General features: G+C 62.0%; 23 protein-coding genes. 13 read left to right on the plus strand and 10 right to left on the minus strand.

The window, feature by feature from the left end:
• Positions 1-170 precede the first annotated feature (170 nt).
• The 4 genes from thiC to KHO31_RS30545 all read left to right on the plus strand — a co-directional run bounded on the left by thiC (position 171) and on the right by KHO31_RS30545 (position 6,206).
• Positions 171-2,102 (plus strand): phosphomethylpyrimidine synthase ThiC, encoded by a 1,932-nt coding sequence (thiC, locus tag KHO31_RS30530; RefSeq protein ID WP_201075549.1) that lies wholly within the window; start codon positions 171-173, stop codon positions 2,100-2,102.
• 260 nt (positions 2,103-2,362) lie between these two features.
• Complete coding sequence (locus tag KHO31_RS30535) at positions 2,363-2,869, plus strand: hypothetical protein (RefSeq protein ID WP_201085860.1); 507 nt, start codon at positions 2,363-2,365, stop codon at positions 2,867-2,869.
• 312 nt (positions 2,870-3,181) lie between these two features.
• Positions 3,182-4,780 (plus strand): L-lactate permease, encoded by a 1,599-nt coding sequence (locus KHO31_RS30540; protein ID WP_201075553.1) that lies wholly within the window; start codon positions 3,182-3,184, stop codon positions 4,778-4,780.
• Between the two features lie 499 nt (positions 4,781-5,279).
• On the plus strand, positions 5,280-6,206 hold the full coding sequence (locus tag KHO31_RS30545) for a DMT family transporter (RefSeq protein WP_236061205.1): 927 nt from the start codon (positions 5,280-5,282) through the stop codon (positions 6,204-6,206).
• Positions 6,207-6,800: 594 nt separating this feature from the next.
• On the opposite strand, the gene KHO31_RS30550 is transcribed toward KHO31_RS30545, so the two are convergent.
• Both KHO31_RS30550 and bamC read right to left on the minus strand, forming a co-directional pair.
• A complete protein-coding gene (locus KHO31_RS30550; RefSeq protein WP_201085861.1) occupies positions 6,801-6,956 on the minus strand; it encodes a hypothetical protein in 156 nt (51 codons plus the stop codon).
• A gap of 183 nt (positions 6,957-7,139) precedes the next feature.
• Positions 7,140-8,372, minus strand: coding sequence for an outer membrane protein assembly factor BamC (gene bamC / locus KHO31_RS30555; RefSeq protein WP_201075566.1), 1,233 nt, complete (start codon positions 8,370-8,372; stop codon positions 7,140-7,142).
• A 460-nt stretch (positions 8,373-8,832) separates the two neighbouring features.
• Between bamC and KHO31_RS30560 the strand changes: the two genes are divergently transcribed.
• From KHO31_RS30560 to KHO31_RS30570, 3 genes are all read left to right on the plus strand, one after another.
• The gene (locus KHO31_RS30560) at positions 8,833-9,297 is read left to right on the plus strand and encodes a DUF2844 domain-containing protein (RefSeq protein ID WP_201075567.1); all 465 of its coding nucleotides are present in this window, start codon (positions 8,833-8,835) and stop codon (positions 9,295-9,297) included.
• Between the two features lie 47 nt (positions 9,298-9,344).
• On the plus strand, positions 9,345-10,625 hold the full coding sequence (locus tag KHO31_RS30565) for a DUF3443 domain-containing protein (RefSeq protein WP_201075568.1): 1,281 nt from the start codon (positions 9,345-9,347) through the stop codon (positions 10,623-10,625).
• 262 nt (positions 10,626-10,887) lie between these two features.
• A complete protein-coding gene (locus KHO31_RS30570; protein ID WP_211624830.1) occupies positions 10,888-12,768 on the plus strand; it encodes a glycosyl transferase family 1 in 1,881 nt (626 codons plus the stop codon).
• Positions 12,769-12,993: 225 nt separating this feature from the next.
• On the opposite strand, the gene KHO31_RS30575 is transcribed toward KHO31_RS30570, so the two are convergent.
• Entirely contained in the window at positions 12,994-13,599 is a 606-nt protein-coding gene (locus tag KHO31_RS30575; protein WP_211624832.1) for a hypothetical protein, read from the minus strand.
• 291 nt (positions 13,600-13,890) lie between these two features.
• On the opposite strand from KHO31_RS30575, the gene KHO31_RS30580 reads away from it, so the two are divergent.
• Complete coding sequence (locus KHO31_RS30580) at positions 13,891-14,526, plus strand: cadmium resistance transporter (protein WP_201075571.1); 636 nt, start codon at positions 13,891-13,893, stop codon at positions 14,524-14,526.
• 163 nt (positions 14,527-14,689) lie between these two features.
• Here KHO31_RS30580 and KHO31_RS30585 read toward each other — a convergent pair whose 3' ends face one another.
• Positions 14,690-15,019 (minus strand): hypothetical protein, encoded by a 330-nt coding sequence (locus KHO31_RS30585; protein ID WP_201075572.1) that lies wholly within the window; start codon positions 15,017-15,019, stop codon positions 14,690-14,692.
• A gap of 263 nt (positions 15,020-15,282) precedes the next feature.
• Here KHO31_RS30585 and KHO31_RS30590 point away from each other — a divergent pair, with 263 nt between their 5' ends.
• Together KHO31_RS30590 and leuA are read left to right on the plus strand one after the other, a co-directional pair.
• Entirely contained in the window at positions 15,283-16,158 is an 876-nt protein-coding gene (locus KHO31_RS30590) for a class I SAM-dependent methyltransferase (protein ID WP_201140656.1), read from the plus strand.
• Positions 16,159-16,480: 322 nt separating this feature from the next.
• On the plus strand, positions 16,481-18,199 hold the full coding sequence (gene leuA, locus KHO31_RS30595) for a 2-isopropylmalate synthase (protein ID WP_201086165.1): 1,719 nt from the start codon (positions 16,481-16,483) through the stop codon (positions 18,197-18,199).
• A gap of 303 nt (positions 18,200-18,502) precedes the next feature.
• On the opposite strand, the gene KHO31_RS30600 is transcribed toward leuA, so the two are convergent.
• A complete protein-coding gene (locus tag KHO31_RS30600; RefSeq protein WP_201075578.1) occupies positions 18,503-19,480 on the minus strand; it encodes a LysR substrate-binding domain-containing protein in 978 nt (325 codons plus the stop codon).
• A 202-nt stretch (positions 19,481-19,682) separates the two neighbouring features.
• Here KHO31_RS30600 and KHO31_RS30605 point away from each other — a divergent pair, with 202 nt between their 5' ends.
• Positions 19,683-19,844, plus strand: coding sequence for a DUF1328 domain-containing protein (locus KHO31_RS30605; protein WP_035551387.1), 162 nt, complete (start codon positions 19,683-19,685; stop codon positions 19,842-19,844).
• A gap of 132 nt (positions 19,845-19,976) precedes the next feature.
• Here KHO31_RS30605 and KHO31_RS30610 read toward each other — a convergent pair whose 3' ends face one another.
• Positions 19,977-20,606, minus strand: a complete 630-nt coding sequence (locus KHO31_RS30610) for a GNAT family N-acetyltransferase (protein WP_201075580.1) — start codon at positions 20,604-20,606, stop codon at positions 19,977-19,979.
• Between the two features lie 161 nt (positions 20,607-20,767).
• Entirely contained in the window at positions 20,768-21,670 is a 903-nt protein-coding gene (locus KHO31_RS30615) for a LysR substrate-binding domain-containing protein (protein ID WP_236061197.1), read from the minus strand.
• A 102-nt stretch (positions 21,671-21,772) separates the two neighbouring features.
• Between KHO31_RS30615 and KHO31_RS30620 the strand changes: the two genes are divergently transcribed.
• Positions 21,773-22,663, plus strand: coding sequence for an EamA family transporter (locus KHO31_RS30620; RefSeq protein ID WP_201075585.1), 891 nt, complete (start codon positions 21,773-21,775; stop codon positions 22,661-22,663).
• Between the two features lie 30 nt (positions 22,664-22,693).
• On the opposite strand, the gene rfbC is transcribed toward KHO31_RS30620, so the two are convergent.
• The 3 genes from rfbC to KHO31_RS30635 all read right to left on the minus strand — a co-directional run bounded on the left by rfbC (position 22,694) and on the right by KHO31_RS30635 (position 25,117).
• Positions 22,694-23,245 (minus strand): dTDP-4-dehydrorhamnose 3,5-epimerase, encoded by a 552-nt coding sequence (gene rfbC / locus KHO31_RS30625; protein ID WP_201086164.1) that lies wholly within the window; start codon positions 23,243-23,245, stop codon positions 22,694-22,696.
• 111 nt (positions 23,246-23,356) lie between these two features.
• Positions 23,357-24,352, minus strand: coding sequence for a GlxA family transcriptional regulator (locus KHO31_RS30630; RefSeq protein WP_201086163.1), 996 nt, complete (start codon positions 24,350-24,352; stop codon positions 23,357-23,359).
• A 549-nt stretch (positions 24,353-24,901) separates the two neighbouring features.
• Entirely contained in the window at positions 24,902-25,117 is a 216-nt protein-coding gene (locus KHO31_RS30635) for a hypothetical protein (protein WP_201075590.1), read from the minus strand.
• Between KHO31_RS30635 and KHO31_RS30640 the strand changes: the two genes are divergently transcribed.
• Entirely contained in the window at positions 25,116-25,490 is a 375-nt protein-coding gene (locus KHO31_RS30640) for a hypothetical protein (protein WP_201075592.1), read from the plus strand. The genes KHO31_RS30635 and KHO31_RS30640 overlap by 2 nt on opposite strands.
• Positions 25,491-25,561 lie beyond the last annotated feature (71 nt).

Here is a 25,561-nt window from a genome sequence, read left to right on the forward strand (position 1 = left end):
TACCGTTTCATCTCTCGCGAATCCGACAACTTCCATCTCGTCTCCTGCTTAGCGGCCCCACACACATGGGACCTGAGTTGGCGCTTTGCACCAACTCTCGTCGAACGCAACAAGTTGCATGGGACCAGAGTAAGCGCTAAAGCGCCAACTCTGGTCGACAGGAGATCTGCATGAACGCCAATCCGAAGTTCCTTTCCGCCGACGCTCACGTCGACGCCGCCGCTGTCGCCCCGCTGCCGAATTCCCGCAAGGTCTACGTGACCGGCTCGCGCCCCGATATCCGCGTGCCGATGCGCGCAGTCTCCCAGGCCGACACGCCGGATAGCTTCGGTGGCGAGAAGAATCCGCCGGTCTTCGTCTACGATACGTCGGGCCCGTACTCCGATCCGGAAGCCAAAATCGACATCCGCGCCGGTCTGCCCGCGTTGCGTCAAACATGGATCGAAGAGCGCGGCGACACCGAAGCGCTGACGGGCCTGTCGAGCGACTTCAGCCGCGAACGCGCCGCCGATAACGCGACCGCCGATCTGCGCTTCAAAGGCCTGCACCGCACACCGCGCCGCGCAATCGCCGGCAAGAACGTCTCGCAGATGCACTACGCGCGTAAAGGCATCATCACGCCGGAAATGGAATACATCGCGATTCGCGAGAACCAGCAACGCGCGGCGTATCTGGAAAGCCTGAAGACGAGCGGTCCGAACGGCGAAAAGCTCGCCGCCATGATGGGCCGCCAGCACCCGGGCCAGGCGTTCGGTGCGAGCGCATTCGGTCCCGACGGCCTGAAGGAAATCACGGCTGAATTCGTCCGCGAAGAAGTTGCACGCGGCCGCGCGATCATCCCGAACAACATCAACCACCCGGAAAGCGAGCCGATGATCATCGGCCGTAACTTCCTCGTGAAGGTGAATGCCAACATCGGCAACTCGGCCGTCACCTCCTCGATCGGCGAAGAAGTCGACAAGATGACGTGGGCGATCCGCTGGGGCGGCGACACGGTGATGGATCTGTCCACGGGCAAGCACATTCACGAAACGCGTGAGTGGATCATCCGCAACAGCCCGGTGCCGATCGGCACGGTGCCGATCTATCAGGCGCTCGAAAAGGTCAACGGCAAGGCCGAAGACCTGACGTGGGAAATCTTCCGCGACACGCTGATCGAACAGGCTGAGCAAGGCGTCGACTACTTCACGATCCACGCGGGCGTGCGTCTGCAATACGTGCCGCTGACGGCCAAGCGCATGACGGGTATCGTCTCGCGCGGCGGCTCGATCATGGCGAAGTGGTGCCTGGCTCACCACAAGGAAAGCTTCCTGTACGAGCACTTCGAAGACATCTGCGAAATCATGAAGGCGTACGACGTGGCCTTCTCGCTCGGCGACGGCCTGCGTCCCGGCTCGATCTACGATGCCAACGACGAAGCGCAACTCGGCGAACTGAAGACGCTCGGCGAGCTCACGCAGATCGCGTGGAAGCACGACGTGCAAACCATGATCGAAGGCCCGGGCCACGTGCCGATGCAACTGATCAAGGAAAACATGGACCTGCAACTGGAATGGTGTGATGAAGCACCGTTCTACACGCTTGGACCGTTGACCACCGACATCGCTCCGGGCTACGACCACATCACGTCGGGCATTGGCGCGGCGATGATCGGCTGGTTCGGCACGGCCATGCTCTGCTACGTGACGCCGAAGGAACACCTGGGTCTGCCGAACAAGGACGACGTGAAGACCGGCATCATCACGTACAAGCTCGCCGCGCACGCCGCCGATCTGGCGAAGGGCCATCCGGGCGCGCAAGTGCGTGACAATGCGTTGTCGAAGGCGCGTTTCGAATTCCGTTGGGAAGACCAGTTCAATCTCGGTCTCGACCCGGACAAGGCACGCGAATTCCACGACGAAACGCTGCCGAAGGATTCGGCCAAGGTCGCGCACTTCTGTTCGATGTGCGGCCCGCACTTCTGCTCGATGAAGATCACGCAAGACGTGCGCGAATTCGCCGCGCAACAAGGCGTGACCGACGACGAAGCGCTGAAGAAGGGTATGGAAGTTAAGTCGATCGAGTTCATGAAGAAAGGCGCTGAGATTTACCAGCGGCAGTAAGGTGCGAATGGCGAGCACATGAGTACGCGCCCGCCATCCGAATTACTGCATTGCAGCACTGAAGCCCGCCATCGGCGGGCTTTTTTGCATTTCTGCGCGAGCGGACACAATGACCGGCACGCCGCCGGACCCGCCGGGGACCGCGCTGCAATGACGTGAAATAAGCCGTTACGGTTTTGAAATCCTGTTAGTGCTACGGCGGCGTAAGCTCAAATCATTACGCCCCGGATGGCGGCGTCCGATTCAAACAGGAGCGCGTCATGAAGTCCCGCCTCATCAACACGGTTATCGCGATCAACCAGCGACTGCCGGGCCGCTTCCCACGTATTTCACAAACGGGGCTTGCGCTCACGGGCGCTGTCTGCGTGCTGACGTTGTCCGGTTGTTATTACCCCTACGGCTACTATCCGGGCGGTTACTATCCCTATTACGCCACGGTCCCTGCAGGCGCGGCGCAGCAGGACATGCAGGTCGGGCCGCCCGATTCGCAGGCGGCACAGCAGGCGCAGCAGCAATCTTCAGCACAGCGGGCCCAGAACGCCCAGCAGAACCCGCCGCCCGCTTATGCGGTTGCGGCCGTCCCGCCCGTCTACGCTGCGCCCGCGTATCCCGCCTACCCCGCCTACTATCCGCCGTACCCCGCTTATCCGGCCTACTATGGCTACCCAGGCTGGTACGGGCCGTCTGTCTCGATCGGCTTCGGTTTCGGCGGCTATTGGGGTGGTGGCCACGGTTATTGGGGCGGCGGCCACGGTCACTGGCACTGAACTTCGCTGAACCGGCTTACACGCAGCGACGCCGCTTGAAACGCGGCGTATGGCGAGCCTATGCCTGCCAGCCGATGCATCGCGTCATCCGCAAAACGCAGCGTTCTTCCCCATCCCGTCCTGCGCCCGTAGTTTCCCTTCTTGACGCCCCACACCGGGGATCTATCCTTGCGAAAGCCACACGCAGTATCCATTTAAATAAGCGACCCGGCGCGTCCTGCAAACGCCGCCGACGCCCATCCGTCCTGCCCGAGCGACGCGCCCCGTAGTGCGTAATCCCGCGTCGAATCGAACAACAACGAAGGAGACGTGATGTTTCATCAACTACTCACCCCCGTCGGCAATTCGCTATTGCCGTCGTTCCTGGTTGCCGCGCTGCCGATCATCGTCGTCCTGCTACTGCTCGGCTGGGCACGCCGGCCGGCCTGGCAGGCCTCACTCGCCGGCCTGATCGTCGGGCTGGTCGTGGCGATCTTCATCTGGCAGTTCCCGGTCGAACTTGCGGCCGCCTCGGTGGCCAACGGTGTGGTGTTCGCCTGCTGGCCGGTAATGTGGATCGTGTTCGCCGCGATCCTGCTCTACAACATCTCGCAGCGCTCGGGCCGCTTTGCGGCCTTCCGCATGTGGATGATCGACAATCTGCCGAACGACCGCCGCATCGTACTGGTCGTGATCGGCTTTTCGTTCGGCGCGCTGCTCGAAGGGATTTCCGGCTTCGGCACGCCGGTCGCGATCACCAGTTCATTGCTGATCCTGCTCGGGTTTCCCACCCTCGAAGCGCTCACCTTCACGCTGATCTTCAACACGGCGCCGGTGGCGTTCGGCGCGCTCGGCGTGCCGATCACGGTGCTCGGCGCGGTCACGCACCTGCCGGCCGATTCGCTCGCCAAGATGGTTGGCCGCCAGTTGCCGTTCTTCGCCTTCCTGCTCCCGTTCTATGTGATCGGCGTCTATGCGGGCTTTCGTAACATGCTGCGCGTGTGGCCGGTCCTGCTGGTGTCGGGCGCAAGCTTCGCGCTGACACAGTTCGTCGCGTCGAACTATGTGAACTACAGTCTGACTGACGTGCTGTCGTCGATGGTGTCGCTGATTCTTACCATCGCGTTCCTGCGCGTCTGGAGGCCTGCCGCCGATCCGAAGTTCGCCATCAACATCGATCGCGTGGGCGAGGTCCGCGGCAAGATCAGCGGAGGCCAGGGCTGGTATCCGTGGATCATCGTCTCGGCGGTGGTGATCGTGTGGACCGTCGCCAAGATCTTCCTGATCGGCGACGTCAAGGTACCGTGGCCGGGCCTCGACAAGGCCGTATTCATCACGCTGTACAACACGCCATATGGTGCGGTGTGGGACTTCCAGCCGCTCGCCACCGGCACGGCGATTCTGGTGGCCGCCATCATCACGTCGTTTGTCACGGGTCTGGGGGTGCGGGAATTTGGCAACGCCATTGTCGACACGTGGGTCCAGACGCGCATCGCCATTCTGACGGTGGCGACCATCGTCGCACTCGCCTATCTGATGAACTACTCGGGGCTCACCTATACGCTCGGGTTGGGTGTCTCGTCGGTCGGACCGTTCTTTCCGCTGGTGTCGGCCTTCCTTGGCTGGGTCGCGGTGTTCCTGTCAGGCAGCGACACGTCCGGCAACGCGCTGTTCGGCAACCTGCAGGTGGTGGCGGCCCATCAGCTGAACCTGAACCCAATCCTGATGGCGGCGACCAATTCGTCGGGCGGCGTGATGGGCAAGATGATCTCGCCGCAAAACATCTCGACCGGCGTGGCGACGACCGAACTCAAAGGCAAGGAAGGCGTCGTGTTCGCCAAGACCTTCAAGCATTCGATTCTGTTGACGGTGATTCTCGGCGTGCTGGTCTGGCTGCAGCAGAACTTCCTGCAGGGGATGATTCCGCACTGAGGTTTGCCTCGCCCGTCGACGTCATTGCACGCGCTTGCCAATTCTCTGAAGCGGTAGCTCGCGCGATGGTTCCGATCAGCGAGTTGGCATCTGCATAGGTAGATCGGCGGGCGCGCTCTTTCGAGCACGCCCGCTTTTTTGACGGCATGCGTTCGAGCCGTCCAAGGCAGCGCGAGCGGCCGGTCCTGATAGTGTCGACGGTACTGCCATAGAAGTCGCCGAGGCTGGTGCGCTGCCGCAATATAATTCACGCTCGACAAGCGCGCACCGCACCGGACCTGCCCTCGCCAGTTCCTCAAGTCAGTTTCATCGCAATTTTTCTCACATTAGCGTGAGAATTGCTCGTTTCGCAGCCGGCTCGACTGCGCTTACGATGACGACTATCAGACGCCCTTCATCCCCCGAATCTTGCCGTTTCACTCCAACCTGAAACGTTTCGCGCGATTGCGCTGCTACGATGCGCGTGCGTCTCGACTCAACCGCGCGCGGCGCCACGACAATGAATGCTAGAAACCTGCTGCAACTGCTGATCCTCGCCGCCCTTTGGGGCGCCTCGTTTCTGTTTATCCGCGTCGGCGTGACCGACTTCGGCGTCGCGCCGCTGATGGCGTTGCGGGTCGGGATCGGCGCGGTCTTCCTCGCGATCGTGCTGATCGCGCGGCGGCCGCTGCGCCAGTCCGCAACGATCCTGCGCACGCGCGCCTTTCCGCTGCTGGTGGTCGGTATCCTGAATTCGGCGGCGCCGTTCTGCCTGTTCGCGTATGCCGAACTGACGCTGTCAGCGGGCGTGACCTCCGTCATCAATGCGACTACGCCGCTGTGGGGCGCGCTCGTCGCCTTCCTGTGGCTGCGCGACCGCCTGAGCGCGCTGCGCACGCTCGGTCTCGTGATCGGCTTTCTCGGCGTCCTGATGCTGGTGTGGGATCAGATCGCCACGCCGAACGGCTCGGCTGCCACACCGGCGAGCACCGCGCTCGCGGCGGCCGCTGCACTCGGCGCCACGCTGCTTTACGGCATAGCCGCCAACTATACGAAGCGCCACCTGACCGGTGTCGACCCCTTGACCGTCGCGACCGGCACGATGACCGGCGCCACCATCGTCCTGCTGCCGCTCGCCGCAATCTACTGGCCGACTGCGCCGATCTCGCTGCACGCGTGGGGTGCGGTCATCGCGCTGGGTGTTGCGTGTACCGGCGTCGCCTACATGCTGTTCTTCCATCTGATCGCGGTGGTCGGGCCGGCACGTGCGATTACGGTGACCTTCGTGATTCCGATCTTCGGCATTTTGTGGGGTGCGTTGTTTCTCGGCGAAACCGTGTCGCCGGGCATGCTGGAAGGCTGCGGCGTGATCCTCGTCGGCACCGCGCTTGCCACTGGGGTGATCAAACGTCTGCCTTGGGTCGGACCGCGCCGCGCCGATACCTGAAAACCGCCTCACGCGAAACGTTCGGCGCAATCAGCTTCTCCCCCGGAGAGGACCGCGCCGACACCAGAACACCGCTTCGCGCGACGCTTCCGTCAGCGTCGCCGCTTTCCTGTCCTGCGTCGCTTGCCGCGTCCGTAGCCCGGCAATGAATCCCTGGAACCCAAAAAAATAGCCCGCACTCCGTTGGAGTGCGGGCGAAACCGTCGCCCTACGAGGATAGGCGACGGGGCCACCGAGGCCGCGCGCCAAGCGCGCAGGCCATCATCGGGCTGAGCACCGGTTCGTTCGCCGGTGCTGAAATGGTCTGGGAACCGCCGATTGGAAACTCGCTGCAAACTCACGTCGGTTGTTACGAATCCGGCCCATGAGTCTTTATAAGTCTTTATAAGCATCTTGTGTGCCAGTTATGAAATTTCACGAGAAATTGCTCACAAGCCTTTGATTGTTATTGTTATTTTTTGCGACGAAAGGATATCGGCAGGATTGACGAGAGGGGGTTTGCGAGTTACGTCACTGGGGTAACGTCACGTTACATGCGGCCGCACAGTGGCGGCCGCGCGGTCCCTGCTTCATACGTTTGAAGCGGCTCAAACATCAGGGCACCGGCCATTTCGTGCGCTGCGCATCCGTATGCCTGAATCGCAGGCCCGTTGGCCGCCGCGTCTCGCGTGGCGCCAAGGCTGCGCCGCATACGAGCGCCAGGACGAGCAAGCTCGCCGCCCACATCCAGTAAGGAATCACGTCGAACATGGCCATCTCCCGTTAAGCGCCGGTTCATACCGGCGTTTCAGACAGAAAGCAAAACACGTGCGCGCCACGACGGCGGTCTGACGGCTCGCGGCGCGATGGATAAACCATGGGCATAAAAAAACCCGCCCGGGCTGCATGCCGGGCGGGTTTTCAGACAGCGTTTGCTGCGTGCTACGACTTCCTTCAGTGCAACTGGTCGACCATCAGACTCATGATCTGCTTGGCCTGCGGGCTCTGATCGATCGCGCCCTTGTCGTCGACCACGGCCACACGGGTCTGGTCAGGCGTCACCGCGCGGACGTTGACGAGATACTGCTTCGCGACCTTTTCCTTCTTGCCGTGGAACACCTGGCTCCAGAAGCCCTGCTCCGCCGACGTCATGTCCTTCGGATCGACGTAGCGCACGAAGTACAAACCGCGGCTCGCATCGCGATCGTCAACCGTGAAGTTGCTGCGGTCGAGCGCGAGGCCCACACGCAGCCACGCACGGTCATACGGCTCGCCGAGCGTCAGTTCGGTGGACGAGGCCTGTGCCGACGTGCCGTTCGCCGAGTCGTCCGGCATGGGCGATTGCGCCGACAGCGCGACGTTTTGCGCCGCCGTGGCCGCAGCCGCCGACTTCGCGCCCGCCGTAGCCGCGTTCGGCGCCGTTTGCGCACCCGCCGGCGAAAGCTCGGCGCTTTGCGTATCGCCCGGCTTCGTGCGCGAATCGGCCAGTGCCAACGCTGCCATCAAGCGCTTCAGGTATTCCTGTTCGAGACCCGGATCGTTCGGCTTGGCTTCCCACTTGGTCGAATCGTTGTTCGTACCGGTGATCGCCTCACGCATGCCCTTCTGGCTGATGAACACATAGGTGCCGCCGTTCGGCGCCTTCTCGAGACGCGTGCGGTACTTGTTACGCTCCGAGCTCACGTAGCTGTTGCCCATCGCCTTGGACAAGGTGTTGCGAATCAGGCCGTCGTTGATCTGCGCATGTGTTTCGTTCCAGTCAGTTTCCATCACGCCCTTGTCGCGCTGGTCGACCACCAGCAGGAAACCCTGTTCCTGCCAGAAACGGCGGATCTGCGCCCACGCCTGGTCGGGCGCCTTGTCGTCGATCACCAGCCAGCTTTCGGTGCCGTCGCGCTGGATATGCATGCCGTTGACTGGCGGAACGACCGCCAGCGTGTTGGCGGCCGGGGCTTGCGCCTGCACTTGCTTGAGCGTGGAGAGCGAGGTTTCGCCGCCTTGCGGGGGCAACGAACGCTGATCGGACGTCTCATCGATCATGTTCGGCGGTACAGCAAGTGACACTTGCTTCGATTTCGAGTCGCTTTTGTAGTCGATTTTGGTCGGCGACGAGGTGCCGCAGCCGGCGACCAGACCGCCTGCCATCAGCATTACTGCAAACCGCTTGGTAAGACGAAGATCAGTCATGTTCGGGGAATCCTTCCGCTACGCCACGGCAAGTTTCCGTGGATCAACCCAACATTTTACCGGTCCCGGCGAGACATGTGCAAAAACTGGGGTTTGCCTGTGAATTGAGCAGCGCTCGCCCGGCAAAAAGCGCGGGGGGCGCCGACCGGCGCGAAGGTCGCTGCATCGTCCCGACCCAGCACGCTCCCGTTGCAGAAAGGCGCTCCGCTTCGCGGCAGCGATCATCTTTCCCTGCAGCAGATTTAACAATTCACAACACTTCCCAATCGACCATCAGGCAGGCCCTACTCCATTGTCAGATCATTGTTTTAAAAGGCACTTTCCAGCCTCGTCACACGCCTTTTTTGAGATTACCTCAAGCTTCGCGCGCGGCTCCTGACAACGATCAGGAAACCTGAGTGTTATCTTGAATTGGACATCTCAATAAAGCTTGAGCGTTCCAACAGCGAGACAGGTTGCCATGCCAAATCCTACTTCTTTAGCCGCCTTCGCCGCCTCGGCGATGGTGGTTGCCGTGCTGTGTACCAGCACCGCCGCGCGCGCCGAATTGGGCGGCACGATGGCCGTCCAGGCGAATTCGACGGCCGCCGCACCTCAAACCCTGCTAAACGGCGCCTTACGCCTGCGCACGCTGACCGATGCGGGCAACACGACCATCAACGAATACGCGACGAATACCGGCCAGATCATCGCTTACGCGTGGCAGGGCCCCACCATGCCGGATCTGCGCGCGCTACTGGGAAAGTACGCCGACTCCTACAGGACAGGTGCCGCCGCTTTGGCATCGAACGGCAATCTGCATGCCTCGCGAGTGGTCCGCCCGGACGTGATCGTGGAATCCGGCGGCCCGATGCGCGGCTACGCAGGACGCGCCTGGCTGCCCGCGGCCCTGCCGTCCGGCGTCACGGCCGACGATTTCCACTGACGCGCCCAAAACATCAAGAAAACGCTTCGACGATTACCCTCGACATCATGAAATCCTCTTCTCATCTTTATGCCCTGCTCCTCGTCTGCGCGGCACTCGCCGGTTGCGGCGGCGGCGGTGGCACATCGGCGGACTCGTCCCCGGCAGGTTCAGCCAGCCCGCCCAGCAGCCCGAGTGCGGCAAGCCCGTCAGGAGCCAGCGCGCCGTCCGGGGCCGCCGTATCCAGCACGGCCACCTCCGTGCCGCAGTCGAGCACGCCGAACGTTCAGCCGATCACGGTCGCCGCCGCGCCCGGCCTGACGCGCAACATGCTGACGACAAGCGTCACCGTCTGCCAGCCCGGCACCAGCAACTGCGCGACGATCAACAATATTCAGGTCGACACCGGCTCACACGGCTTGCGGATCCTCGCGTCCGCGCTGCCGGCCAGCCTCACGCTGGCGGCGGTCGGTTCGGGCAGCGGCGTGACCGGCGAGTGCGCGGTATTCGGCGGCGGCTATGCGTGGGGCGCGGTGCGCAGCGCCGATGTGCGCATGGCCGGTCAATTGGCCGCAGCCATTCCGATCCAGTTGATCTCCGACCCTGCCGTCCCCAACGTGCCCACCGACTGCGCGGGCTCGGGCCCGGCGATGCTGAACGTCTCGAGCCTGCGCGCCAACGGCATTCTCGGCGTCGGCCTGTTCGCGGCCGACTGCGGCAGCGGCTGTGTCAATGCCGCGCTGCCGCGCTGGTATTACAGTTGCGACGCCGGCGGCGCCTGCCTCGCGAGCACACAAGCGCTTGCGCAGCAGGTGAGCAATCCGGTCAGCCGCTTCGCGCTCGACAACAACGGCGTCGTAATCGACCTGCCGGCGATCGCCGACGCCGGCGCGGTCAGTGTGTCAGGCTCGATGATTTTCGGCATCGGCACCCAGGCGAACAACACACTCGGCGGCGCAAGCGTGGTCAAGGCCAATCCGGTCACAGGGTATGTGGCCACCAGCAGCGCCGGCCAGACTTATGCGCAGAGCTACCTCGACAGCGGCTCGAACGGCCTGTTCTTCAGCAATAGTCAGTTGCCGCAATGCGGTTACTGGTACTGCCCGAGTTCGACGCAAACAGCGAGCGCCTCGATCATAGGTTCCGACGGCGTGTCGAACACAGTATCGTTTGCGATCGGCAATTCGACCGCGCTGTTCGGGTCGTCGAATAATGCGTTCAACAACCTGGCCGGCATAGCCAGCAACAGCTTCGGCTGGGGCCTGCCGTTCTTTTTCGGACGACGGGTCTACACGGCGATCGCGTCGCGCGCAACTTCAGCCGGGCCGGGGCCGTATTACGCCTTCTGAGCGTTCCGTATCGGGATCCGCCTTACGCAAGACGGCTGCGTTAGGCGGACACGATTGAGCTCCCGAGCGGACCCAGTCATCAAGTGTCAAACTCCCGCGACGAAACGGAATAAGACCCACAGACCGATCGGATTTTTCCGCGCGGAAAATTCCCAAATCCCGATCCCTGGCTTATTTGATACGCCTTGACTGCAATAATCATCGTTTCCGGCTAACGTCATCTCGATATCGTTAGTCCTGCATACCTAACAATAGTCAAACGATGGAAGTCACCTTTTCGCTCGACCATTTCGAGCAACTCGTCTACACGCGGCAACATACACAAGCCTCTGTCCAGCTCATCGCCGCACTCGCACTCCTCCAACACACGCGCGGCGAATTGAATGCGAGCTTCGAAGCCTCGGGCATGACCGGCCTGTCTCTCGAAGCGCAGCGCCAGCGTTTCTGCACACGCCTGACGAGCGCCGCGTCAACGTTGTTCGCCGACCCGGATTTCCGGCCGCCCACCGCATGCTTCAGATTGCTTCTCACGCTGCACGAGTGGATTGGCGTGCTGTTCTCGGCCACGGCTTTGGGCAATGCGGACCACGTCACCCGTTACCTGAACCCCCGCGGCCCGGCGGATGGACAGTTTCTGCCGGGGGACAGCTTCATTGAGAAGCTATGTTTGCTTTATTCGACCGAGTCCGAACTGGAACTCGACTTCGCCGCACTGTGGGCGTACGACAAAACCATCGCCGCCTGTCTCGCCCTTGCATTGCTGGCGCCCGTTTTCAAGGGTTCGCCAAGCGCGCATCTCAAGCGCGAGGCGCTGCTTGAGTGGCTGCCTGGCAAGCTGCAGCAAATCGACGATCTGGACGACCTGCCCTCGGCCGTATTGCACAACGCCTATATGTTCTGCAGCTACGCGGATACGCCGCGCCGGCATGCCATCAAGCAAGACATCAACGTCCTGGTGCGCCGCAAGCTCGCGCAACTCGGCCTGACCGACCTGCCCGCGCCAATGCGCACGCCTGTCAAAGGCAAGCCGCGGCGCGGCAAGAAGAAGCCCTTGATGATCGTCGTGCTGGAGTGGTTCAGCGGCGCCCATTCGATCTACCGCACGCATTCGCGTACGCTCGAAGCCGCACGCGAGCATTTCGAAGTGGTCGGCTTCGGGTTCGGTTACGCCGTCGATGAAATCGGGCGGGACATCTTCGACCGCTTCATCGAACTGGAGCAGCCCGACTACATCGGCGAATGCCTGAAGACGATTCGCGACTTCGCCGAGGCCGAGCAGCCAGACGTGTTGTACATGCCCAGCGTCGGCATGTTCGTGCTAACGGTGTTTATGTCGAACCTGCGTATCGCGCCGCTGCAGATCGCGGCGCTCGGCCACCCCGCCACCACGCATTCCGACAAGATCGACTACATCAGCGTCGAAGAAGATTATGTCGGCGACCCGGCCTGTTTCAGCGAACGCCTGATGAAACTGCCGAAAGACGGGCAACCGTACCGCCCGTCCGTCGCGCTGCCGGACATCGTCGCTCAGATTCCGCCGCCCCGCGAGACGCTGCAGATCGTCATCACGGCCAGCGCGATGAAGCTCAATCCTGGTTTTCTCGATGCCTGCCGCGCGATCGGCGAGCGCGCGGCGACACCCGTTGAATTTCACTTCATGACTGGCGTGCCGTCGGGTCTGCCGTTCGACCGGCTGCGCGATGTCGTCGAGCATGCGCTGCCGGGCGCCGTCGTGCATGACTTTCACGACTACGCCGCGTATCTGGTGCGGGTGAGCCAGTCCGACCTGTTCCTCAGCCCATTTCCGTTCGGCAATACCAACGGAATCGTCGACGCATTGACGCTCGGCTTGCCCGGCGTATGCAAACACGGGCCGGAAGTGTTCGAGCAGATCGACGGCGCGCTGTTCGAGCGTGTGGGCATGCCGTCTTGGACCACCACGGACAGCGTCGAGGCTTATATCGCGGCGGCCGTGAGAATGATCGACCAGCAAGACGAGCGCACCGCGCTGCGGCGACGTCTGATCGATACACAGGCGGTGCAGCGCTGCTTTGAAGGACGGCCGCAGGCGTTCGGCGAAAACGTGCTGAAATTGATGCGCGAAAACAAAGCCGCCACGCGGACGGGGCGGCTTGAGGCTTGAGGCTTGTGGCTTGTGGCTTGTGGCTTGTGGCTTGTGGCTTGTGGCTTAGGGCTTAGGGCTTAGGGCTTAGGGCTTAGGGCTTAGGGCTTAGGGCTTAGGGCTTAGGGCTTAGGGCTTAGGGCTTAGGGCTTAGGGCTTAGGGCTTAGGGCTTAAGATTCGTGCTTTGCACTTTGTGTTTGCCGAAGCGTTGGCGCAAACGCGCCGCGCTCTTTGCGAGCGAGGCTTTATTCAGTGCCTTCGCCGGCAGCGCCATCGGCTGGCGTGACGAGCTTTTCTGGTGCCAACCAGCTGAATACGCTCAGCGCCGAGCCGTGAAACGTGCACTCGGCGGCCGCCGCCATGCGGGTCTTCTTCGGCTTGGACGATTTGAGCGAGGCCGCGTCGGCGCCCGACGCAGCGACGCTCGCGGAAGCGGCCACAGCACCCGAAGCCACTCCGGCTGTCACGCCGGAAGCAGCCGTAGCGTCCGTAGCGTCCGAAGCCGACGAAGCCGACGAAGCCGCGGACATCGCGGACGCCGCTCGCGCTCCCGAAGCCGGGCGTGGCGCATTCGCCACCGGCGCCGCGGAAGCTGCCGGGGATGGCGCCGATGCGGCCGCAACCTCCGAAGCCGTCACCACATGCTCGATCGAGCCTTCCACGACCACCCGCGAGCCGTCGATGCCGGCGCCCGTGTGGGTGATCTTCAGCGTATCCGGCGACGAGGTTTCCGCCAGCTTGCTCCGCATCAACTGCTCGCATGCATCCGTGTTCTTGTAGACGGCCGTGCAGGCCGCCAGCAGCGTGGCAGCGGTCGTGACGCAGGCGATAGAGAGGATCCGAATCTTCATTGATGTTCCGTTTTTCAAGCCGTCGGCAATTGTAGCTTACGGGCTGACCGATCGGCACCGTGCAGGCCGCGGGCACAGCACGGGCAGAAAACGGCACGGCCCCGCACGCGAACGCACCGAACCGCGGGGTGGACACCTTGTGCAAGACAAAGAGACAGCTTGACCGCGACGGCTTGCATCGGCATCGTGTTGAGCGGCCGCCCTAGCTCCGGCACGCTACCGCCTCTTCGGCTCGACCCGCTTCCTGGGCACCGATCCGTTTTCCCACTGTGCATTGACCGGCTTTCCCGCATGTTCAGCCTTGCCCTGCTCGCCGTCGCGGCTTACGCCGCCACCAATATCGACAACCTTTTCGTGCTGCTCGCCTTCCTTGCGGAAACGGGTGGCCGGCGGCGTCGCGTGATTGCCGGGCAGTTTGCCGGTTCGCTGACCTTGATCGTGGGATCGATTCTGCTCGCCGCATTGCTCACGCGACTCCCCACCGGCTATGTGGGTCTGCTCGGTATCTTGCCCATCGGCGTGGGCCTGAGCAAAGCGTGGACGCGCTTTCGCCCGGGCAACGCGGATCAGGAGAAAGAAGCGCAGAGCGCCGCGCGCACAAGCGCACCGGCCACGCCGACTACGACTGGCGCCGGGTCGTCATGGTGGACAGTCGCGTGTGTGGCGGTCGCCAACGGCTCGGACAATGTCGCTGTCTATGTGCCCTTGTACGCAAGTCATTCGCATAGCGAAGGCATGTTCATCTCGCTGGTGTTCGTCGCGATGATCGGCCTCTGGTGCGCGGGCGCGGTGTGGCTGGTGGAGCATCCGTTGCTGGGCGCGCCGATCCGGCGCTACGGTACCGCGCTGCTCCCCCTGATCCTGCTGGTAATCGGCATCTCGGTGATAGTGCAGAACGATACGTTGCGGATCGTGTTCCATATGTAAGCCAGACGCGGAGCCCGAAATCCGATTGACGGGTAATCAGGTGGTCGCGCCGAAGCCTAAACGGCTAAACCAGCGCCTGAGACAAAAGTGCTACGGTCCGTGCCAGGATGCGCTGCTGTCAGCGCGCGATGCAGCACAACCGTACCGACGCCCGCGCGAACGCTCAATTCGCCGGCATTTGCGGTTGCACGTAGGTGCGCACGCCGGCGAGCGGCGAACCGTAGCCGCCGGCTTGGGTGTTGTTCGGCAAACCGTTGACCAGCTGCGCGCGCGGATCGGTCGGATTCAGATTCAACTCGCCCGCCTGCTGGTTACCGTGCGTCGGATATTCGCTGCCGCGCGCCGCATTCGGCATCACGCGCGTACTGTTTTGCGGCGCGTTGATGTCGTCCTGCACGCTCAGGCCCTGTGCAGCAGCCTGCGCGGCAACACCGCACGCGGCCGCGCACAGCAAAACTCCCACTACGCTCGACGTCCTCGAAGTTCGTTTCATACCAGCCTCCGGCAAAGTGAAATGAAAGGCGATCATGTCCGCGGTTCCAATTCAGGCGAGCCAGCGCACGCGGCCGACGCTGAACACATCATTTATACGCGCTACGCCGCCCTTCGGATTCGGCAATGTTTGCGCCGCCCGCCGCAAAACCGCCGAACTGGCGCGCAGCGTGTGCCGACCGTGCCGTCGGCACACAGCAAATACCTCACGTGCATAAGGTTATGTCGATTGGCGATTTCTTTCCTGGCAGATCGCACCCGATAATGGGTGCCATGAACACCCAACCCACCCCCCAAGCCCGCGCGCTGCGTTTCACGCTCGTGGCGCTGAGCGCCGCGCTGCTGCTAGCCGCTTGCGCTTCCCCGGCGGCGTCGACCTCCTCCGCGGCTGATTCTGCCTCGCTCGACGCCGCGATTTCCGGGCCGCAGCGCAGTGACAAGGCCCGCGCGCGCGATGTCTACCGCCATCCGAAAGAAACGCTGCAATTCTTCGAAGTGGCGCCGTCGCAAACCGTGCTGGAGATCGCGCCCGGCGGTGGCTGGTACACGGAAATACTCGCGCCCTATCTACACGACCACGGCAAGCTTTATGAGGCGCAATATGACAGCCCGGAGGCTGCGTCGGCGGCTGAGGAGCAGGCCGGCCGGGCGTCCTTCGCGCGCAAGCTGGCCGCCACGCCGACGGTCTACGGCAACGTGGTGGTCGGAACGCTGCAAGCCGGCCGGTTCAGCGGCTTTCCGGCCGATGGCAGCGTCGACGAGGTGCTGACATTCCGCAACATCCACAACTGGATCAAGGACGGCCAGATCGACGCGAACCTGCGCGCCTTCTACGCGGCACTTAAACCGGGCGGCATCCTCGGTGTGGAGGAGCATCGCGCGGCGCCGGGCACCTCCTTGCAACAGACCATCGACTCCGGCTATGTGACCGAAGCCTATGTCATCGAACACGCGCGCACGGCAGGTTTCGAATTGGCTGGCCAGAGCCAAGTGAACAGCAATCCGCGCGACACGAAAAATTATCCGCACGGTGTGTGGTCGCTGCCGCCCACGTATGAGGGCCACGACGTCGATCGGGCGAAATACGCGGCGATCGGCGAATCGGATCGGATGACATTGCGTTTCGTGAAACCCCGGTGACGGGCATGACCGGCTCGGGTTCCAGCGCCCCCGTGCCGCGCTATGGCTCTCCGGCCGGCATGCGTTTCGCCGCATCGCGCTTGACGCCCCCCCAATAATATGTTCCTATTGCGCATTATGTACCGCGCCCAGACCACCCTATCGCTACTACTAGCCCGCTCTACCGGGCTAGGTCTGCTGCTGCGCGCTTCCGTCTGAAACACCCGAAGCACCGCTCAATTCCCCAGTAACTGACCCAGCCCCGGTTTCCGACCGGCGGCCATGCTTTGTCTTTTCGTCGTCCGGTCGACACCCAGGTTGATCGATCCCAAGGATGATGAAAATGTTGAAGAACCCTGCTACCAAGTACCACTCGTTCAAACCCATCAATTTGACGGACCGCCAGTGGCCGTCGCGCGTCATCACGCGCGCGCCGATCTGGATGAGTACCGACCTGCGTGACGGCAATCAGGCGTTGTTCGAGCCGATGAACGCGGAACGCAAGATGCGCATGTTCAAGACGCTGGTACAGATCGGCTTCAAGGAAATCGAAGTCGCCTTTCCGTCTGCCTCGCAGACCGACTTCAATTTCGTGCGTGAGTTGATCGAAGGCGGCCACATCCCCGACGACGTCACCATCGAAGTGTTGACCCAAGCTCGCGACGACCTGATCGAACGCACCTTCGAATCCTTGCGTGGCGTGCCGCGCGCCATCGTCCACCTGTACAACGCCACGGCGCCGGAATTCCGCCGCATCGTGTTCGGCCTCGAAAAGAGCGGTGTCAAAGAGCTCGCGCAAAACGCCGCGCGGACCATGAAGCGTCTCGCCGACGCCGCGCCGCAAACGCACTTCACGCTGCAATACAGCCCGGAAGTGTTCAGCGGCACCGAACTCGAATTCGCCAAGGAAGTCTGCGACGCCGTGTTCGATATCTGGCAACCGACGCCCGAACACAAAGCGATCGTCAACCTGCCCGCTACCGTCGAAATGGCTACGCCGAACGTCTACGCGGACCAGATCGAATGGATGCATCGTAATCTCGCGCGTCGCGATTCGTTGATCGTTTCGGTGCATCCGCATAACGATCGTGGCACGGCCGTGGCTGCTGCGGAACTGGCGGTCATGGCGGGAGCGGATCGCGTCGAAGGGTGTTTGTTCGGCAATGGCGAACGCACCGGCAATGTCGATCTCGTGACGCTTGCGTTGAATCTGTACACGCAGGGTGTCGATCCTGAACTCGACTTCTCCAATATCAATGAAGTCGCGCGTACCGCGGAGGAATGCACGCAGTTGCCGGTGCATCCGCGTCATCCGTATGTCGGCGATCTGGTGTTCACCGCGTTCTCCGGCTCGCATCAGGATGCGATCAAGAAGGGTCTTGCCGTGCAGAAACCAGATGCGATCTGGGAAGTGCCTTATATGCCGATCGATCCGAGCGATCTCGGGCGGACCTACGATTCAGTCATTCGCGTGAATAGCCAGTCAGGCAAAGGCGGGATTGCTTACTTGCTCGAGCAGAGTTACGGGGTCGTGTTGCCGCGGCGCTTGCAGGTCGATTTCAGCTCTGCTGTGCAGCGGTTTACCGATGAGAGTGGTCATGAGGTTACGCCAGCGCAGATCTGGGAGTTGTTCCAGCAGGAGTATGTGCATAGCGCGGCGCCGATTCACTATGTTGGACATAGTCTGTCCGAATACGAGGGTCGCGAGCATATCAAACTGACTGTCGATATCAATGGTTCGCGGCGCGTGCTGAGCGGTGAAGGGAATGGTCCGCTTGATGCGTTGATGCACGCGATCGGTGTGCCTGTGCGTATTCAGCACTATGAAGAGCGGGCTTTGGCTCAGGGCGCGGATGCTCGCGCTGTGGCTGTCGCTGAGATGGCTGGGGCCGATGTGGCTGGAAGCGCGTTTGGAGTGGGGATTGATGCGAATCTGGTGACTGCTTCTATTCGGGCTGTTATTAGTGGGGTTAATCGGGCTTATGCTCGGACTAGTGGTGATGCGCAGGCGCGTTTTTTTGAGGTCGCGCTGAGTGATGACGCGGAGCGTTTGGCGGTTTGAGGTTGGTGTTCGGTTGGTCCTGCTTTCTTAGGTTTGTGGTCTATTAGCGTTGCCCCTGTGCGGGGCGGCACCTACTTTTCTTTGCCTGCCGCAAAGAAAAGTAGGCAAAAGAAAGCGGCTCACACCGCCAGCTCATAAGCGGGTCCCCCGCACAGTCACGGTAGTGGTGCATCTGGAATCTGTGCCCTCGCACATTCGGCGCTTGTGACAAGGCAGTCATACTTCCGGCGGCGCTGCGCGCGCCGTTGCGGTTTTTGTATTCGTCTCTTTTGGTGTTCGCGATTACCTAAGCTCTACAAACCATCACGTACTGACTTCGTCCGTCGGCGTTGCTACCGTGACCGCCTCGCGCAAACACGCCACAAAAGCCTGACAAGCCGCACTCTGCTCCTTGTGCGAGCGCACTGAAAATCCCACGGTGCCGAACGCCCCGCTCTCAGGCAAATCCAGAATCCGCAATAACCCGGCATCCTCAAACTGCTGCGCCGCGACCCGCGGCATTAGCGCTATTCGCGGCGTGTCGAGCAGCAAACCTATATTCGTCAGCAACGACAACGATTCCACAATGTCCGTCGGCAACGGCAAGCCCGCGGCCCGAAATAGATGCTCCGCCGAAAGCCGCGCGGGCGAATCAGGCGTGGGCAAAATCCACGGTGAGCCGACCAGCTCCGACAAATGCGTCACGCCGGCCGGCGCAGGCCCATAGCCTTTGCCAACCACCACGCACAACGATTCGTCGAATAACGCCTCGTGCGTCAGCGGAAATGCACTCGCAATCGGCAGCTCACGCTCAGGCAAACGCCCGACGACAATGTCGAGGTCCCCCGTCGCCAGCGCCGGGAACAGATGCGCCGTCGTGCCCTCGCGCACCGTCACCAGAACGTTCGGTGTGCGCGCCTTCAACATCGCGATCGCAGTAGGCAACAGCCGCGCCGATGCCGAGATGAGCGTGCCGACAATCACATGGCCACTGGTGCCGAGCCGGAAGTCGTTGAGCTCGTCGGTCATGTAGCGCAACTCCGCCATCAGCGACTTGACCCGCCGTCCGAGCAGCAAGCCCAGCTCAGTGGGCACGACACCGCGATTCGAACGCGCGAACAGCGCGCCGTCGAAACACGATTCGAGCTCGTGGATGACCTTGGTGACGGCCGGCTGCGTCAAGCGCATCTCGTTGGCCGCGCGCACGACGGAGCGCGTTTCCAGCACGCGTTCGAAGATCATCAGCTGATTGAGCTTCAGCTTGCGGATCAGGGAGATCTCGCTGAGCGGATTGTGTTGCATGGCAAGGGTGGCCGGAAATCGATGATCCGCGATGGTAACAGCACAAAACCAGCTGGCCGATTAGGGGCACCACTTGTTCGTCCCCTCGGGCACACCTATTGCTCTATATCGCTCGCCGGCAGAAAACCCGTCAAAGCACGCAGTGCCCACAACGAGCCGCCGTTTTTGACTTCAATCCAGCAATCCAACGGTGGGAGGTCCCATGCTTCGATACGCTGTAATCTTCTTCATCATCGCGATCATCGCTGCGGTATTCGGCTTCGGCGGCATCGCCGCAGGCGCAACGGAAATCGCCAAGGTCCTGTTCTTCATCTTCGTGGTGATCTTCCTCGTCACCTTGTTGATGGGCGTGATGCGACGCTGACCACCGCATCAACCGGTAAGAGAAGAAACACCCGCCCCGGCGCGAAAACCAGCGGCTCGTTGCAATACTTGCCACACGGTATTGCAATACTTGCTGGCCGCACCGGGGCTTTTACTTCTAGCCCCGTCTCTTTCACGCTGCGCGCGCAATCCTCGTCGGCACAGTCAGCCTATGCGACCAGTTCGCGAGCGTACGCGTCGCCACCGGCGGCTTGCTCAGGATCGCGCTGTCGTAATGCTTGCCGTCGAAGTGGACGAAATCGACAATGCGAAACCCCTGCCCCCGGTAAAACGCAATCAGGTGCGCAGCCGGTTGCGGCGTATCGAGCGCCAGCTCCGCATACCCGCGTGTCGCGGCCCAATGGTCGGCGAATGCGATCAACAAGGTACCGATGCCCCGCGCCTGCCACACGGGATCCACGCCGAACTGGCGCAAGCTGGCAATGTCGTCGCACCGGTACAGCTCGCACGGCGACTCATGATCCGGTGCATACAGCGTCATCGTGCCGACGATGCGCCCCTCGCAGACCGCCACGTAGCAATCGCCGCGCGTCGCGCGTGAACGTGTCGTCTCCACCGTTTGATCCACGCATGTGCAATTCAGCCCGATCGCACCGAGTCGTGTGAAAGCCCGATGCAGCAGCGCGGTCAAGGCGACGAACGAATCGCGCGACGGATCGAAGCGGCGCAGTTCGACACGGCCCACGCCGTGACACACGTAGTCGATACGGACGGATTGCTGCGTCGTTGCACGTCGCTTCACGTTGAACACCTTGCGCTATCAGGATGGACGAAGTGTAGGTTTCGCGAGTAAACGCCTCAAGAAAAAATGTCGTAAAAACTCACATGGGACATTGTGCCCACCTGCGGCCTCGTGCGTGTGGACATGTATGCCAGACCTAGGGCCGCCAGGTTGTCCACGCACTAGCTCGCCGGTACCGCAAGCGGCTCGCTTTCCCGCAAACCCAGATGCAATTCTTCGCAGAGGAACGTCTGCAATGTCTGCACGGCGGCGGCCTGCGCGCCGGAAACCGGGCGCATGAAAAGCCCGAAATCGGCGGTGGGCGCATCGGGCAATCCGTCGGCCTGACCCAGCACGCGCATCGACTCCGAACGGATATTGCCGTCAAGCAGCACCGATACCCCGAGCCCCGCTTCCACCGCCGATTGCACCGCCGGCAAACTCGTGCTGGTGCACACAATGCGCCAGGCAATCCCCGCGCGCCGCAGCGCGGTCAACACCTGCTGCTGCCACAGACACGCCCCGCCGAAGGCAACCACCGGCAACGCCGCATCGCCGTCACGGCTAAATCCGCGCGCGCCGACCCAGAAGAGCGGCTGCGTCCAGGTCAACAGCGGCACGGCGTCGACTAAAGCGGGATCTCCGACGACCACGTCGAGGCCGCCATCCGCGAGCCGGTTCGACAACGCTGGACTGGTATCGACAACGATCTCCAGCGCCACCTGCGGATACGCGATCGAAAAGCGCCGCAGCGCGCGCGGCAGCCGACCGACCGCGATATCTTCCAGCATGCCGAGCCGCACGGTGCCGGACACCTGCCCCGCACTCAACGCCCGCCGCGCATCGGCGCCCGCGCCGAGGATCGTGTGCGCAAACGGCAGCAGCAGATGCCCCGCTTCGGTGAGTTGCACGCCGCGCGGCGAGCGGTCGAGCAAACGCTGCCCCAGCTCTTCTTCGAGCCGGCGCAATTGCATGCTCACCGCCGCCTGGGTACGCGCGAGGCGCGTCGCCGCCACACCCACGGCGCCGGTCTCCGCAACCGTAACGAACGCGCGCAGGAGGCTGCTGTCAATATCTCGGGTCATCACGTTTCTTGAAGTCGCCATAAGAAATATCAACTTATCTTAATACCGCCTGCACCGATAAGATAGCGTCCAACGACATCAAAGCGCGACAACGAGGCCACAATGCAGGACACCACCATCAACCCGGCACTGAATTCCGCGCCTACACCCATGAAACCCGCCAGCGCAGCGGCCGGCGCGGCGCTCCTGTGCGTGCTGTCGATGTCAAGCGTGCAGTTCGGCGCCGCGCTCTCCGCACCGACGATGGCAGCGTACGGCTCCCTCAGCACCACCTGGTTGCGTCTCTGCTGGGCAGCCGTGGTGCTTGCATTGCTGGTGCGCCCGCGTCTGTTCTCCTACTCGCGCTCGCATTGGCTTGCGGCAGGGGCGCTGGGGGCGGCGATGGCCGGCATGACGCTGTGCTTTTTCGCAGCGCTTCAGCGGATTCCATTGGGGCTCGCCGTCGCGATCGATTTTCTCGGGCCACTCGCCGTAGCAACTTTCGCGGTGCGCCGCGCGCGAGCATTACTGTGGCCGGCGCTGGCGATTGCCGGCGTGCTGCTGCTCTCGCGCGATCGCGCAGGCTGGATCGGCGAGCCGCTCGGCGTACTGCTCGCGTTCGGGGCCGCGCTCGGCTGGGGCAGCTATATCGTGCTGATGAAAAAGACCGGCAGCCTGTTCGCGGGTCTCGAAGGATTGTCGGTGTCGCTGATCGCAGCGGCGCTGATTGCCACGCCATTCGGCTTCGCACAAAGCGGCATACACATCGCCGCCGGCCAGATCGCCGCAACCGCGGGCCTCGCATTGCTGGTTCCGTTGTTACCCTACGCGCTGGAAATGGTGGCATTGCGGCACATGCCGGCCGCATCGTTCGGGATCCTGATGAGTGTCGAACCCGCGATCGGCGCGTTGGCCGGTTTCGTGGTGCTGCATCAACCGATGGGCGTTTTGCAGATCGCAGGTACGCTGCTGGTGGTCGCAGCCAGCGTGGGCGCCGTGGTGGCGACGCGCTGAACGGCGCAGAACCGCTCCCGCGTGCCGCGCTCAGGCGAAATTTTCCGCTTCGTAAAGACGTCGGCCCGCTGCGTCCTTCGCACCGAGGGTCGGCTCAATTTCGATCGGCCACTCGATGCCGATATCAGGATCGCGCCACAAGATGCAGCGCTCGAGTTCGGGGAACCAGTATTCGGTGGTCTTCCACAGGCACTCGGCGGTGTCGGACAGCACCACGAAACCGTGCGCGAAACCCGGCGGCACCCACACCTGCCGTTGATTCGCCGCGCTCAAACATGCGCCGCTCCATTTGCCGAAGTTAGGTGAATTGAGCCGCACGTCTACCACGACATCGAACACTTCCCCCACCACCACGCGCACGAGCCGGCCTTGAGGACGCTGAACCTGATAATGCAGCCCGCGCAACACGCCACGCACTGCCCGCAAATGACGGTCCTGCACGAAATTGAAATCGGGCGAGACGTCGTCGGCAAATTCATCCGCGCTGAAGCTCTCGAAGCAGAAACCGAATTCGTCGCAAAACACCTCGGGCTCGATGAGTTTCACCTCCGGCAATGCCGTCGCCATTACCTTGTTGCCCATGGCCACTGTGCTCGTAAGAAGCTTGCCAGGAGAAAACACGACCGCCGATGCACGCCGCTACGCACGCGCCGGCGCGATGACGTACGCCGTCTGCACGGCGGCGGCCCTTGCTTACGCCTCGGTCACCATCCGGCTGCGCGCGCGATATTCGGTAGGCGACAGCGCCATGCGCTTGCGGAATATCTTCGCGAGGCGATCGCCGTTGCCCGTGCCGCTGCGGCGTGCGATCTTGTCGACCGGCAGTTCGGTTTCGGTCAGGAAATTGCAGGCAATTCGCAGCCGCACCTGCAGCAGATAGTCAGAAGGCGTGACCTGCATTTCGTGCTTGAAGCGACGCAGAAAATTTCGCTCGCTCATCGCCGCCACTTGAGCGGCGTCGGCAACCGACACCGGACGATCGCAATTCGCTTCCATCCAGCGGGCCGCGGCACGAATTTTCTCAGCGACACTGAGTGTGCCGCCTTCAGCCGGCAGCGGTACCCATGTAGCGGCCATGCCCGGCATCACCCGATCGGCGACGCTGCGTGCGAGCTCCGCGCCGAGATCGCGCTTGATGAACATCAGCGCGCTGCGCGCACAATCGTTGCGATCGTTGGCGGCGCTGCGCGCGACATCGGTCGTGGCACTGCTCAGATAGCGGTTCACCTGCAGGTCGTCATGCTCCGTGGGACCCGCCGCTTCCAGCACAAGACGGCCCTCGCCGATCGTCTCGATCGCGCGGGTGCGCGTTTGCACCGATCGCAGCCAACCCAGCAGCCGTTCGTCGAGCGCGGCCTCATGCGCGCCGTAGCCGCCTGCGATGAACAGCACGTCGAAACCGCTGCCGTAGCGTGTGTCGATGCGGTCAGTCCAGATCCGCGCCGATGAAGAACTCGCCACGCTGCCGCCGTCCATGGACAGAAACTGCACTTCATAAGGTGGCTCTTCGCCGGCCCGCGCGCCCGAGAGTTCGTTGGCGGTCTGGAACATCTCGACCACCGTGCCAGGCCCGAGCAGCCAGAAGCCGTCGAACAGCAACACGCCGATTCGCCGCGCTGCGCTACGCACGTTGAGCGTAGGCGTATGTAACCAGGTAATCCTCGCAGTATCCAGATGCATGTGCGGCATGATCTTTCCCCAAACTGTCGTACGTTGTGGACCCCGCTGCCCCGTCGGCCGGCCGATATGGTCGAATTGAATTACGGCGGGTGAAAACCGCCGGCAACGCCTCTTAACGGATTATGCGTGATGTTAGCGGAATGCTTCGCTATAGTAAATTTGAAAAACAAATTGGCATCGAGAAATCCAATGTATGAAGAAAACCATTATTGTGTGTTTCATATGACGGGCTGCATATGAGCCGGCATAGCCGCGGATCATGCCGGACCGGCGGCCGCCCGAAAGCCGCGAAACCTTATACAGACTCACTTCCAAGCCTGCCGCATGGTCGCACGAACTTATCATGGATCGCAGGATTCGCGGCGCCGATTCGCCGCGATAACATCCGAAAGTGTTTCAAACCTGAACTCGGAACCTCGCAAATAATGAACACTCAATCAGCCTTTTATTCGCAAATCGGGAATTTATGAACAGTACCAATGTGGTGAACCGAACATTTATCGAGACAATCCATATTAAGCATTTTGGCGCTAAATTCTCAATCGGCTAAAAACGTTTCTATAATGAAACATCCGGCTTACTTAACATATGATTAAATTTACCTTTCATTTGCCCATGCCGTGAAAACATCAGACGATTCAGGGCTGCTCCGGGAGCCGTGCCAGGCGGTTTCCTTAAACAAAGTTTCATGCCTGGATTGCGCTCTTTAAGAATTCCCATGGCCAGGCGGTTCCATAATTTACGTACCGTGAGAGCTGGAAGGAGCAGAGACATGTCGCGCCCCATGAGCATCGAGAGAGTCAACGAGTATGGACAGAACGCGGTTCGTATCGCCGTCGAGGACCGTGCGGTACTGCTGGAAGTGGCCGATCTGGACGCCGTGATCGAACACCTCAGCGCGCTGCGCGCCACGATGCGTCCTGAAGTGCCTAAAGAGCCGCTGCGCACGCATCAGTATGTGATTGAAATCGATCCATGCTGGCACGCTGAAAAGCATCCACTGCATGACGGTGCGGTGCTGTTCCTGCGGCATTCCGGGCTGGGATGGGCAGGCTTCGCGCTCCCCACCGAGAGCCTCGCCAGGCTGCATCACGCGTTGGCACAGCAACTGGAAGCATCGCTCGAAGTACACGGCCTGCTCAACTGAATCCACCGAAACGCGAACGCACGCAGCTTGTTGCGTTTCGCGCAGCAGTGCGTTTCAGATTGTGCGTGCAC

The sequence above is a fragment of the Paraburkholderia domus genome (assembly GCF_905220705.1).
GTDB classification, from domain to species: Bacteria; Pseudomonadota; Gammaproteobacteria; order Burkholderiales; family Burkholderiaceae; genus Paraburkholderia; species Paraburkholderia domus.